General features: G+C 44.9%; 10 protein-coding genes. 7 read left to right on the forward strand and 3 right to left on the reverse strand.

Annotated features, from left to right (window positions below; all coding sequences use genetic code 11):
• The first annotated feature begins 185 nt into the window (after window positions 1–185).
• Complete coding sequence (locus FFM75_RS04775) at window positions 186–3,224, forward strand: mucin-binding protein (RefSeq protein ID WP_137628054.1); 3,039 nt, start codon at window positions 186–188, stop codon at window positions 3,222–3,224.
• A 79-nt stretch (window positions 3,225–3,303) separates the two neighbouring features.
• Here FFM75_RS04775 and FFM75_RS04780 read toward each other — a convergent pair whose 3' ends face one another.
• Window positions 3,304–4,434 (reverse strand): GGDEF domain-containing protein, encoded by a 1,131-nt coding sequence (locus FFM75_RS04780; protein WP_137628055.1) that lies wholly within the window; start codon window positions 4,432–4,434, stop codon window positions 3,304–3,306.
• A 36-nt stretch (window positions 4,435–4,470) separates the two neighbouring features.
• Entirely contained in the window at window positions 4,471–5,124 is a 654-nt protein-coding gene (locus tag FFM75_RS04785) for an EAL domain-containing protein (protein ID WP_137628056.1), read from the reverse strand.
• A gap of 276 nt (window positions 5,125–5,400) precedes the next feature.
• Here FFM75_RS04785 and FFM75_RS04790 point away from each other — a divergent pair, with 276 nt between their 5' ends.
• The 6 genes from FFM75_RS04790 (at window position 5,401) to FFM75_RS04815 (ending at window position 11,838) form a co-directional block, all read left to right on the forward strand.
• Complete coding sequence (locus tag FFM75_RS04790) at window positions 5,401–5,832, forward strand: CopY/TcrY family copper transport repressor (protein WP_137628057.1); 432 nt, start codon at window positions 5,401–5,403, stop codon at window positions 5,830–5,832.
• Between the two features lie 207 nt (window positions 5,833–6,039).
• Window positions 6,040–8,073, forward strand: a complete 2,034-nt coding sequence (locus FFM75_RS04795) for a heavy metal translocating P-type ATPase (RefSeq protein ID WP_137628097.1) — start codon at window positions 6,040–6,042, stop codon at window positions 8,071–8,073.
• Window positions 8,074–8,174: 101 nt separating this feature from the next.
• On the forward strand, window positions 8,175–9,161 hold the full coding sequence (locus tag FFM75_RS04800) for a choloylglycine hydrolase family protein (RefSeq protein WP_137628058.1): 987 nt from the start codon (window positions 8,175–8,177) through the stop codon (window positions 9,159–9,161).
• Between the two features lie 220 nt (window positions 9,162–9,381).
• Window positions 9,382–10,059 carry a VIT1/CCC1 transporter family protein gene (locus FFM75_RS04805; protein ID WP_137628059.1) on the forward strand — a complete coding sequence of 226 codons (678 nt, stop codon included), beginning with the start codon at window positions 9,382–9,384 and terminating at the stop codon, window positions 10,057–10,059.
• Window positions 10,060–10,083: 24 nt separating this feature from the next.
• Window positions 10,084–10,776: a VIT1/CCC1 transporter family protein gene (locus FFM75_RS04810; protein WP_379832292.1), complete on the forward strand. Its 693-nt coding sequence runs from the start codon at window positions 10,084–10,086 to the stop codon at window positions 10,774–10,776.
• A gap of 171 nt (window positions 10,777–10,947) precedes the next feature.
• The gene (locus FFM75_RS04815) at window positions 10,948–11,838 is read left to right on the forward strand and encodes a DMT family transporter (RefSeq protein WP_137628098.1); all 891 of its coding nucleotides are present in this window, start codon (window positions 10,948–10,950) and stop codon (window positions 11,836–11,838) included.
• A gap of 44 nt (window positions 11,839–11,882) precedes the next feature.
• Here the strand turns inward: FFM75_RS04815 and FFM75_RS04820 are convergent, their stop codons facing one another.
• Window positions 11,883–13,004: an NAD(P)-dependent alcohol dehydrogenase gene (locus tag FFM75_RS04820; protein ID WP_137628061.1), complete on the reverse strand. Its 1,122-nt coding sequence runs from the start codon at window positions 13,002–13,004 to the stop codon at window positions 11,883–11,885.
• Window positions 13,005–13,144: the final 140 nt, after the last annotated feature.

Consider the following 13,144-nt stretch of genomic DNA (forward strand, 5'->3'; position numbering starts at 1 on the left):
TTAGTTAACTAGGTACATAATAAATAAATAATGCATACTAGAAGTATAAATTTGAGATAAAAGGGTTTACACAAATAAATTATACTATATAATAATTAAAGAGGTATAACGTATACGACTATTAATAATGAAATAATTTATGACGGTATAACACGACATGACTAGCTGAAACTGGGGGTATAAAAATGACCAAATTTGCACCAACTTTGAATGACCCGAAACACCGTAATGGCTGGCTATACGCTGGTGTAGCAACCTTAGCTTTTTCGAGTTCAATCTTAGTCACGACCAAAGCGCAAGCGGCGACAACTGAGACCACCCCGGCAACGACTGCCGAACAGACAACGGATACTAGTAGCAACACGACCGCGTCTCAAGTGACGCTCAAGACGACGGCGACGACCAGTACCACTGACACGACTGAAGCAACATCGACAAGTGCCACCAGTACTGAAACGACCGCCACGGCTACTAGTGATAGCGATGCTGCGACAACTGGCCAAACTGATGATAGTAGTCAAGATAAGGCGACAAACACCTCAAATGCGACGACTACGCAGCCAGTCGCAACCGCAGATACGGATACCACGACTAAGACCACGACTGAAACCGACAGTAGTAAGACAAGCGAGTCAGACACATCAACACAAGCGACTGATGATAAAACAGATCAAGTGGATACCGCAGATGGTTCCACGGATGAAAAGACAACCACTGAAAGTCAAACCACAACGACTAGTGCTGTAGCGGAAAGTGCACCGGTCACTAAAACGGATAATAGCAGTCAAAGCAGTACTAAGACCACGACTGCTAAAGCAACTAAGGCTGGTTTAGCTAAAGCAGCAACGACCACAGCTTATGATCCAGATGCCGATGACACGCAAGTGATCACCATGGCTGATGCAAACATGTTAGCGGCGGTCAAAAAAGGCTTATCACTGGCTAGTACTGCTGACTTAACGGTCGGGGCACTGCGTAATTACAAGGGTAATACGATAACGATTATCGATGAGACCAATGATATCACGTCGTTAGCGGGCCTAGAAACGTTACAATATTTACCGCAGAGCGTACGAATTAATTTGAACATTAATATTCTGGCTGCCACGGTCGAAAATGGCACCCCAGTTAGTACCAATTTTGATTTGACGCCGCTCGAGAATCTCCATTTTAATCAGCTTACTTTGTCGACACCATATTTTAGTCTGGTTGATTTATCACCACTGACGAAGATTGAAACGTCAACGATGACCTGGGTTTACTTACAATCGCCAACTACTTATAGTAAATATGGGATGACCAATAGTCAACTGGCTGGAATCGCAAGTTGGCTGACTGACTTTTTAAACAATGGTTATGGTGGTGACAAAAACTTTCGGACAGTTGGCCTGTCTGGTAATCAGCTGAGTGACTTTTCATCACTTAGTGGGATTATTCCGGAACGTAACGTCTGGGTCTATGCGCCAGGCCAATTAATTACCAATGATAATCCAATCAACATTGTGACGGGTCAACCGGTTACCTTTACGATTGATGAACAAACTGGGATTAATGGTGAAACCCTGCAAAATGGCTATGCTTGGTCTTTTAACACGGACGATTCTAAAAAATATAAGCCAATCACAAGTTTAGGCAATGGCGAGTATCAAATTGATACGCCAGTAGCGGTGACGGCTGATGGTGCCTTGATTTATGGACAATGGGGCTATTTGAATGGGGCTAGTAATTCGGCTAATTTTTATCGGGAGTTTTATGGGTCAAACGGCGCTGATGGCCTAACCTTAATTACGGATGCGCGGATTTATCGGGCCGCTAATTGGCAAGATAATCCAAGTATTACGGTAAACTATATCGATAAAGACACCGGTGAGGCGATTCAAGATCCTGAAACTTTGGGGACGGATAAAAAAATTGGTGAAACCGTTGATTTAACTGATAAGACGAGTCTATCGGGCTACGAGTATGACAGTACCGATGCGGATTCATTGACGTTGACGTACAGTGCCGACCCACAAACGGTTAACCTGTACTTCACGAAAAAGCAAGTGGCCGCTGGTGACGTCACGATTAAGTATGTCGATACAGACGGCAACGTCTTGGCAACTGGTACTGCGACTTATCCGGATGGTCAATGGGTCGGTAAGACGTATACGACGAGTACCAAAGCCATCGATGGCTATAGTTTTGACCATGTTGATAGTAATGGGTTAGCTGCCAATGGGACGTTAACGGCAACTGGTGGGACCGTCACGTATGTTTATACGAAGAATGTTGCAGACCAAGGTCAAGCTAAGGTCGTCTACATGGATGATACGACTGGCAAGACGTTAGAAACGAAAACGTTGACTGGAGACGTTGGCACGACTAGTGATTATCAAACGAGTGCGACCATTAAGACTTATACTGACCGTGGCTATCAGTTAGTAATGGATGAATATCCAGCTGATGGTGTGATTTTTGATGACCAGACGCCAACTTACATTGTGCACTTAAAGCATCAAACTGTTGCGGTTACGGATAGTAAAACAGTCACTGAAACCATTCATTATGTTTACGCTGATGGGACGACCGCTGCGGCTGACTACCAAGCGAAACTAACCTTTAATCGGACTGGTGAACGTGATTTGGTCACTTGGGAAACGACTTGGGGGGATTGGCAGGCTGATAGTACCAGCTTTGCCGCCCAAACTTCACCCGTGATTGCTGGTTACCAAGCTGATCAAACGACGGTTGCGGCAATCGATAATGTGACGGCGACGACTGATGATGTTGATTTGACTGTGACGTATACGGCGGTCGATCCAACTAATCCAGAAACACCGGGCACCACTGACCCTGAAACACCTGATGTGACGAATCCAGAAACACCAGGTACGACTGATCCAACCACGCCAGACACGACGACGCCTGATACAGGTGGTGAGATCTCTGAAAGTGCTGGTGATACGATCAATCCTGGGACATCAACAAAGGAAAAGACCTTAACTAAGAGTGATGCCAATACGGTTAACCCTGGTAAAACGACCGGTACGACGGTTGCCGGGATACCAACTAATCCTAAAACGGCTTTGAAATCGAGCCAACAATTAGCTGGGGATACCTCGCGGCCGGAACAGGCAACGAGCTTACCACAAACTAATGAGTCTAAGACGACACCATGGACGTTAGCTGGGGCCACGCTATTAGTGGGCTTAGGCTTACTCGGTTATCGTCGGAAACACTAGTCACTAACGATGATTGCAAAAAAAACAGGTCTTAACCAATCTCATTTGGTTAAGACCTGTTTTGTGTCCGATTAGCACTTTATTTAGCCGTGATTTGGTCACGGCCGTTGTTTTTCGAATGATATAAGTAACCATCCGCACGTTTATATAAGTGGGTACTGTCTTCATCGTCAGGATGTTGCATCGTCATCCCAATTGAAATACTTAAGTGAATTTGTTGATCATCATATTGGAAGGTAGCGTCGCGAATCATGTCGGCAATCTTTTGGGCATGGGCGTTAGCGGTCGCGAGTTCATAACCTGGAAAGAGGATCGTGAACTCTTCACCACCGGTTCGATATAAAATCAAGTTTTGGTCAATGGCATGTAAGTATTTTTCAATCATCAGTGCCAGGTGTTCAAGCACGTAATCACCGGCTAGGTGGCCATACGTGTCGTTGATCGCTTTAAAGTGATCAATATCAAACAACATGATGGTAAATGGTAAGCGATGATCACGACTGCGCGTAAAGGCTTGGCCATATTTTGTTCGAAAGGCAAAGAAGTTTTTCGCATGCGTGAGCTCATCAAAGTTCGTGTTATAAGTCAGTTGGGCTAGCGTTGCGGCATCATGGTATAGCCCGTTGACATAAAAGTAGACGATGACAAGCATAATGAACATGAATAAGAGTTCTGGCCAAATCAAGGTGGCCATTAGATGCAGTCGAATGGCTACGATTTGCCACAAGGCGGCGGGAAACCCCATCGCGATGATCAGGTATTTCACAAAGTCCCAGTGGTCGTAATGCCGATGTTGTTTGAGCCATTTCATGACAAAAAACATACTGACAAATACGATGGTGTAGAGCCAGGACAAGGTTTGCGAGATCGTCCCATTAATCAACATAAAGAGGACCGCCGTGACGGCCCACTGCCAAACTTTAATCCCTAACAGTAGGAAGTAACTGACAAACACGACGGCGAAAATTTGAAAATTAATAAAGACCCAAGTGGTCGTCGTGTGACTAACGACGACTTGCAGACTTAAGACTAAAATGACTAGGTAGACTAGCCCTACAACGGTGCGGACTTGTTCTTGATCATATTGTTTTCCCCGGCGGTCAAAGTATTGGATCGCCCGATCAGCTAAAGTCCAATACAATGTGATAATCCCTAATAAGAAGAAAATACTAGTAACTAAGGCGGGCACATACCAATGTGTTAAGGTCATGTTGCTGAGCCCCCATCTTGAAGTGCGAAGTATGTGTTAAGCAACGGGCATTTCTGGTTTACCATACAGATAGCCTTGGTTGATTTTGATACCGAATTTTTCAGCTAAAGCTTGGTCGGTGTGGTTTTCAACGCCTTCTAGGACCATTTCTAGTCGATATTCACGGGCAATATCGGTCCAAAAGGCAAGCTTAGCTGGAATTTTGTCAGCTTGACCGCTCATGCGCAAGTTTTGCATCGCAAACTTGATTTGATCAACATAAGGTAATAGTGGCTTAATGTTATCAAACGTATTGCTACCAGTGCCGACATCGTCAATCACGAGCTTCATGCCATATTGATGAAGTAAGACGCTGTAATGTTGTACTTCATCTAAAGTCGGCGCTTCCGTAAATTCAATCGTTAAAGCGGCTGGATTGATGCGTTTCTTTAAGGCAATCATCGTCCCGATGGTTAAAGGATTATCGATCTGATCACGATTGAGATTAAACGCAATCACTTTGTTGGTCAATGACGTTTGTAAGACGGTCGCGGTTTGTTCAAGTAATTCAGATTGTTTGTCGAGTGAGATCTCAGAGAAGTCATTAGGCAACGTCCAAGTGTCTTTTTGGCGTTTGCGTAGGAGGACTTCGTAGCCGTACAATGAATGATCTTGTTCATTAACTTGTGGTTGGACAAAGAATCGATAGATGATTATCGCCTCCTTAATGTTATAGATTAGTTGATTCAGTTAATGAACCAATTTAGGTTCATTCTAGTCTACATTGCGCAGGTTATCAATTTACCGGATTAGATTCGTTACCGAAATATAAACTTATTGATGGCTAAGTAATCGTGGTAAACTGGAATAGTCGAGTTGTGGCGGCTGGCCGCCACTCGAGTGAAATGCTTGCAATTTAAAGTTTACGACTGTAAACTATATAAAAATCAACAAACGTTACACCAGTACGAAAGGTGGCTAATTAAAGTGGAAGCACAAACTAAGATTGAAATCAGTGATGCCGAATGGGAAGTCATGCGGGTCACATGGACGCTTGGTAGCGTCACTAGTAGTCAAATGGCGGAAATTATGGCCGAAAAGATGGGCTGGAAAACCGCAACCGTTAAAACGTTACTCGGTCGGTTGATCAAAAAAGGCGCTTTACGTGCTGAAAAGCATGGTCGGGCCTTTACGTATTACCCGACGGTCTCGGAACAACCTTCCATGGATGAAGCGGTTGAAACGTTGTTTGGTCATCTCTGTCAGATGCGCGTCGGGCAAACGTTAACGGATTTAGTTGGTAAGCTAACTTTAAGCCAGCAAGATGTGGCAAATTTGCAAGCGGCTCTAGCGCAAAAGGCTGAAACTGCACCGGAAATGGTCGACTGTGACTGTTTACCTGGAGATGAACATTGTTAATAAATTGATTGATATTGAACATCGCTGGCATGAGTTAGCGATGTTTTTATTTTTTCTGAGTCAATACCTTGACTTTTGACGTTTACGACTGTAAACTTTAGCCATAAATTACAAATGTAAACGACATAAGGGATGCTTTTTAGGAGGGTGACGGTTATGAAAAAAATGACAATGGATAAGATGGCAATGCCGCATGATGATCAAGCCATGAGTCATGACCATCAAGATATGAGCAAGATGGATATGCATGATATGGACATGGATATGGGTGGTGGCCAAATGATGCATATGGGCAACTTGAAGCGTAAGTTTTGGGTCTCCCTTGTTTTAACGTTACCAATCATCTTAATGAGCCCAATGATGGGGATGCAATTACCGTTTCAAGTGATTTTTCACCCGTGGTCAGACTACTTAGTAGCGGTGTTAGGCACTGTTACCTTTATCTATGGTGGCCAGCCATTCTTCAGTGGGGCCAAAGCAGAACTTGCCAATCGTAAGCCAGCCATGATGACCTTGATTGCCATGGGGATTGGCGTTGCCTTTGTTTATAGTATTTATGCGGTGATTGCCAATAACGTGTTACATGTGACGCCACAAGTGACGGATTTCTTCTGGGAACTGGCAACTTTGATTGACATCATGTTGTTAGGGCACTGGATCGAAATGGACACCGTGATGAATGCGGGTTCCGCAGTCGATAACTTAGCGAAGTTATTACCAAGCACGGCCCATAAAGTTGTTAATGGTGAAACGAAAGACGTGGCCATCTCAGCTTTAACCGCTGATGATCACGTTCAAGTTCGGGCTGGTGAAAAGATTCCGGCTGATGGTGTGATTGTTAGTGGGGCCACCAGTGTTAATGAAGCGATGGTTACTGGTGAAGCCCGATTGGTGGAAAAACAAGTCGATGCCAAAGTCGTCGGTGGTTCCGTCAATGGCGAAGGTACATTTGAAATGCGGATTACCGGGACTGGTGAAGATGGCTATTTGGCCCAAGTCATGAAGTTAGTTTCTGATGCGCAAGCAGCGAAGTCCGAACAAGAAAATATGGCTGATCGCGTGGCCGGGTTATTGTTCTATGCGGCCTTGACAGTAGCGATTGTAGCCTTCATCGTTTGGCTTCTCATTGGCAACTTAGCACTAGCAATGTCGATTGCGGTCACCGTCTTGGTCATCGCCTGCCCACATGCTTTAGGCTTGGCGGTACCGTTAGTCGTTGCCCGTAGTACTGGGTTAGCAGCTAGCCACGGTTTGTTGATTCGTAATCGGGATGCGATGGAACAAGTAAAAAAATTAAATTACGCCTTAATGGATAAGACTGGGACCTTAACCGCTGGTAACTTCAAGGTCGCGGAATACCAAAGCTTAGATCCACAATATACGGCTGATCAAGTATTAAGTATTATGGCGGGACTAGAAAATGGGTCCAGTCACCCCTTAGCTGTTGGTATTTTAAAGGCAGCTAAAGACCAACAATTAACCACGGTTGACCCCGTTGATGTGCATCAAATTACTGGGGCCGGCCTGAGTGGGACGGTTGATGGCTTGGCCTATCAAGTGGTTTCGGCGGCTTACTTGGATCGACAACACTTGGCCTATGATCAAGCGACTTTTGACCGCTTGGCTTCGGCTGGAAATTCCGTGAGCTTCCTGGTTCAAGATCAACAAGTGTTGGGCTATGCGGCACAAGGTGATCAAATCAAGCCAGAATCGAAGCATTTAATTGATAGTCTAAAAGCACAACACATTACCCCCGTCATGTTGACCGGTGATAATGCGCAAAGCGCGCAAGTTGTGGCCCAACAATTAGGGATTACTGAAGTGCATGCGAGTCTGTTACCAGAAGACAAGGCTAAGTTAGTGAAACAGTATCAAGCCGATGGTAGTCATGTCATGATGATCGGTGATGGTGTCAATGATGCCCCGAGCTTAGCGAGTGCAGAAATTGGCGTGGCAATTGGTTCTGGGACCGATGTGGCGATTGATTCGGCCGATGTGGTTTTAGTTAAGAGTAACCCCAATGATGTGGTCAACTTCTTGGAACTAGCTCGTAATACGACGCGGAAGATGACCCAGAACCTCTGGTGGGGCGCTGGCTACAATGTTATTACGATTCCACTGGCAGCCGGTATTTTAGCGCCATGGGGCTTCTTATTAAACCCCATGGTTGGTGCGGTGGTCATGGCTTTAAGTACGATCATTGTCGCAATCAATGCGATGACGTTACGACTCAAGCATTAAGTGCAAATAAACTGATTGGCGTAAATTAATTGTTGCAAATGCGTGTCGCGGGGCCTTCCTGGTGCTAAAATAGGAGTATTAAAATCAAGGAAGTGAGTCCCATGTGTACAAGTTTAACGTTTCAAACCACTGGTGGTGACCAATTTTTAGCTCGGACGATGGATTTTGGGTTCGAGTTAGGTGGTCGCCCAGTGGTGATGCCACGGCAACAACATTTTAGTAGTGTAACGACTGCGGCGGAGTTCGATACCCCATATAGCTTTGTCGGTACCGGCCGGAATTTAAACGGGTATATATTCGTTGACGGGGTCAACGAATATGGCGTCAGTGCCGCCGCGTTATATTTTTCTGGTCAAGCGCATTATCCCACTGAACCAGTCGCCGGTAAGCTGAACTTAGCCCCCCACGAAGTGTTGATGTGGTTATTAGGAAATGTTAAAAGTGCCCAAGAACTTGGGGACCGCTTAAACGAAATTGCGATCGTCGAAGCCGCGGCACCGTTGTTAAACATCGTGGTGCCATTGCACTGGATCATCAGTGATCGCAGTGGTGCCACTTATGTGTTGGAACAAGAAGCCGATGGCATGCACTACATGGTCAATCCGGTCGGGGTGATGACTAATACGCCTGACTTTAACTGGCATTTAAAGAACTTGAGTAATTACTTGCAACTACAACCTGGTCCTCACGTTGATCGTCAATATGGTGATTTAACGGTGAAGCCATTTGGTCCCGGTACCGGAGCCATGGGCATGCCTGGTGATTACACGTCACCATCACGGTTTGTCCGCACCGTATTTATGCGGCAATATACGGATGCCGTAGCCACCGATGCTGAAGCCGTCAATGCGTTATCGCATTTACTGAATTCAGTTGAGATTCCCAAAGGGGTTAAACTTCAAGCTGATGGGTCTTCTGATTATACGCAGTATCGGGCTTACATGAGTATGCATGAACCGGCCTTTTATATTCAACCATACGCCGACCAAACCATTACCCGGGTGGGCTTAACGCCAGAATTAATGGTTGCTAGTCAACCAACGGAGTTTCCTTTAGCTCCAGCACAACAATTTAATCGCGTTAATTAGGTGATAATAGTACAAAAGCGTTCAACAAATTAAAGTTGGACGCTTTTTTTGTTGTATTTATGCAACGGTAACTCCAAATTTATGCTACACTAGATTGGAATTTAGGGAAACATAACTTTAGTTGGCGGCTGCCACTTAATTATCACTTGCATTTTTAATCCAAAAGGAATAACATGTATTACATAATAATGATTATAAAGTAGTTAATGGGGGTCGTCGTATGAAGAAAAAGATGACATTAGCGCAACGGGTCAATATCTTACGTGCCAGTGTGATGGGGGCCAATGATGGTATCTTGTCAGTTGCTGGGATCGTTGTGGGGGTCGCGGGGGCGACCACGAATAGTTTTTCCATTTTGATTTCTGGGTTAGCGGGGATGCTAGCTGGGACGATCTCAATGGCGATGGGTGAATATGTTTCAGTGAACACCCAAAAGGATGCCCAAAAGATGGCCATCACGCATCAAAAGGCAGCGTTAGAACAAGATTATGATCGCGAAGCGGCAATGGTCAAGCAAAAGTATGTTGACCAAGGGATCAGTGAACCGTTAGCGGCCCAAGCAACTAAGGAAATGATGGCGGACGATGCGTTAGTCACGACCGTCCGTGAACGGTACGGGTTTAATCCAAGTGAATTCATTAGTCCTTATGCAGCTGGGATCGCCTCAATGATTTCATTTCCAACTGGGTCGATTTTGCCGTTAGTTTCGATTACTTTCTTTCCACCAAAAATCAAAGTTTTAGCGACAGTCATCGCCGTAGCGCTGGCGCTGGCGATTACGGGTTATACGGCGGCGATTTTAGGCAATGCTGATCGCCGGCATGGGATGTTACGAAACGTGGTTTCAGGCTTATTGACGATGGTCGTCACTTACTTTATCGGCCATTTGTTTGCATAGTAAAAGGGGAGTGACAAGATGATCATGTCAAAAGCGAAGCCAAAGAAGACTAAACAAACGATGGATGAAAAGCTCAATACCTTGCGAGCCGGGGTGTTGGGTTCTAATGATGGGATTTTAACGGTTGTCGGGGTGCTATTTAGTGTGGCGGCCGCTACTACAAACCAATTTACAATTTTCATTGCCGGCTTGTCCGACTTACTAGCGTGTGCTTTTTCGATGGCTTCTGGTGAATATGCCTCAGTCAGCACGCAAAAGGATACTGAAAAAGCAGTCGTCGAAAAAGAGCGGCGGCTACTTGAAACCAACTTTGATGATGAAGTTGCAGCCGTCAAACGGCACTATATGACTTTAGGGGTGACAGAAGCAACTGCGGTCGCCATTGCGAAGGACTTGTTGGCTAAGCAACCGCTTGAAACGGTGGTTAGCATCAAATATGACATTAAGCTTGGCCATTATATGAATCCCTGGGATGCGGCGTTTTCATCACTATTTTCAGCCGCTGCTGGTGGGGTCTTCCCATTAATTGCGATGACCTTTTTACCAGATGCGATGAAATGGCCAGGCACGATCCTAGCCGTTTCCTTATCTGTGGCGTTAACCGGGTACTTATCTGCGGTACTAGGTAAAGGTAACGTTAAGACTGCAGTTATTCGGAATATCTTGGTTGGGATTATTACGATGTTTATTCACTACTATATCGGGACGTTATTCTAAGCTTAATTGCAATTTATATTAATAACGAGGACGACAAAAATGGTTGTTCTCGTTATTTTTTTGTGGAAAAATTTGACGTCATTTTCAGGAAACTTTAATCAAGGGCCGGTATAATATTGCCATCAATTAAATTGAGGTAATGAAAAATTGAAAACACCAACTAATCGTTATATGAAAGGTATTATGTGGGCGATGCTGGCGTCGACGCTTTGGGGAATCTCCGGAACCGTCATGCAGTTTGTCTCACAAAACCAAGCGATTCCCGCTGACTGGTTTTTATCCGTGCGAACCTTGTCAGCTGGGATTATCTTGTTAATCATTGGCTTTATTCAACAAGGCACTGGTATTTTTAAAGTTTGGCGGTCTTGGAAATCGGTCGGTCAACTCGTGGCCTATGCGGTCTTTGGACTGATGGCCAACATGTATACGTTCTATATTAGTATTGAACGTGGTACGGCGGCGGCCGCCACGATTCTCCAATATTTAAGTCCGTTGTTTATTGTCTTAGGGACCTTGGCCTTTAAACGTGAATGGCCGTTACGAACTGATATGTTGGCGTTTGGGGTCTCTTTACTAGGGGTTTTTCTAGCCATTACGCGCGGAAATATTCATGAACTAGCGATTCCGACGGATGCCTTGATTTGGGGCATCTTGTCTGGGGTCACAGCGGCTTTATATGTGGTCTTACCACGTAAAATCGTGGCTGAAAACTCACCCATCGTCATTTTAGGTTGGGGAACGTTGATTGCCGGGATCTTGTTTAACAGCTACCATCCATTATGGGTTGGTGCACCGACGATTACCCCACAACTGGTCGTTTCGATTGGGGCAATTGTACTGATTGGGACGATTGGGGCCTTTTCAGCCTTATTGCATAGTTTGCAATTTGCACCGTCCGCGGTTGTCAGTATCGTTGATGCCGTGCAACCCGTGGTGACGTTTATTTTAAGTATCATTTTCTTGAACTTAAAAGTCAGTGCGATTGAAATTATTGGCTCCGTGCTCGTGGTGTTTGCCATTTATATCTTGCAACATTATCGTAGCGAACCAGATTTAGAGTAAAAAAAGGTGTGATCCTCATTAGGGTCACACCTTTTTGGTGACAATTAAGCTTCTGGTTGATAATCTTCGTCAATGATTAAGACTGGTTTAATGGTCTTACCACTAGCTGAGTCAGCATTGGCTTGATTGATATCTTCAAACTTATAGAATTTTTCGGTCTTTTCAAATGGGAACATCCCGTGCTTGTAGAAGTCGATCAAACGAGGGACGTCGACTTGTGGAATCGCATCACCCATGTTGACACCAATCACCTTTTTATCGTCAACACAGAGATCATTCCAAGAACTGATCGTGATGTTTTTAGCTGTTACGGCAATCAAAGCGGCGGTCCCACCTTGAGCTAAGGCGTGGATTGCGGAAACCATGACTGGTTCAACCCCGGTCGTATCAACGGCAAAGTCAACCCCATAGCCGTTTGTTAATTTCTTGATGGCGGCAACTGGATCTTCAGTTTTACTGTTGATGGCATGAGTAGCGCCGAGTTCTTTAGCAAGTGCCAACCGTGAGTCCACGATATCGACGGCGATGACTTCAGTACAGCCAGAAATCTTGCCGGCCATCATGGCAGCAAGCCCAACCGCACCAGTCCCAAAGACCGCAATCGTTTGGCCAGGACGGGGTTGTAAGCTGTTCAAAACGGTTCCGCTACCAGTCACATAGCCACAGCCCAAAGGTCCTAAGCGCCGTAAGTCGAGATCTTTGTCGACTTTAACGGCATTACGTTGGTCGATGACAGTATGGGTGGTAAATGAAGATTGGTCAAACATGTCACTAACATGATGGCCATCTTCTTGGAAATGGTCACTACCATCGGGACGCGTCCCACTAAGATTGTAGTCCGCGTAATTCCGACATTTAGTTGGCATGCCTTTCAAGCAATTGTCACAAGTGCCATCGGCGTAAAAGGACATGACGATATGATCGCCAACTTTAAAGTTTTTAACTTGGGGACCGACTTTTTCAATAATGCCAGAACCTTCATGGCCCAAAATAACGGGATAACCTAAAGAGGCGTCACCTTTACGAATGGCTTCATCGGAATGGCAAATCCCACTGGCAACTAACTTCACTTGTAAATCAGTTGGCCCCATTTCGGCTAATTCGATATCATCTTTAATCACGAATGGATCATTCATTTTATCAACAACGGCTGCTTTAATTTTCATAATGACGAGTACCTCACTTTAGTGTTTAATTAGTATGTAAACCGCTTACAATTTGTATTGTTACACATGTCACAAATTGATTCAAGTGAGGTCTTAAAGTTAAATGTTAGCTATAGATGCTGGTATAATTGGGTTTATAT

Source organism: Lactiplantibacillus daowaiensis (assembly GCF_005405085.1).
Classification (GTDB): domain Bacteria; phylum Bacillota; class Bacilli; order Lactobacillales; family Lactobacillaceae; genus Lactiplantibacillus; species Lactiplantibacillus daowaiensis.

Excerpts from the sequence above, each read along its gene's own strand:
- FFM75_RS04775 (WP_137628054.1), top strand. The coding sequence starts at position 186 with ATGACCAAATTTGCACCAACTTTGAATGACCCGAAACACCGTAATGGC.
- FFM75_RS04780 (WP_137628055.1), bottom strand. The coding sequence starts at position 4,434 with ATGACCTTAACACATTGGTATGTGCCCGCCTTAGTTACTAGTATTTTC.
- FFM75_RS04795 (WP_137628097.1), top strand. The coding sequence starts at position 6,040 with ATGAGTCATGACCATCAAGATATGAGCAAGATGGATATGCATGATATG.
- FFM75_RS04800 (WP_137628058.1), top strand. The coding sequence starts at position 8,175 with ATGTGTACAAGTTTAACGTTTCAAACCACTGGTGGTGACCAATTTTTA.
- FFM75_RS04805 (WP_137628059.1), top strand. The coding sequence starts at position 9,382 with ATGAAGAAAAAGATGACATTAGCGCAACGGGTCAATATCTTACGTGCC.
- FFM75_RS04810 (WP_379832292.1), top strand. The coding sequence starts at position 10,084 with ATGTCAAAAGCGAAGCCAAAGAAGACTAAACAAACGATGGATGAAAAG.
- FFM75_RS04815 (WP_137628098.1), top strand. The coding sequence starts at position 10,948 with ATGAAAGGTATTATGTGGGCGATGCTGGCGTCGACGCTTTGGGGAATC.
- FFM75_RS04820 (WP_137628061.1), bottom strand. The coding sequence starts at position 13,004 with ATGAAAATTAAAGCAGCCGTTGTTGATAAAATGAATGATCCATTCGTG.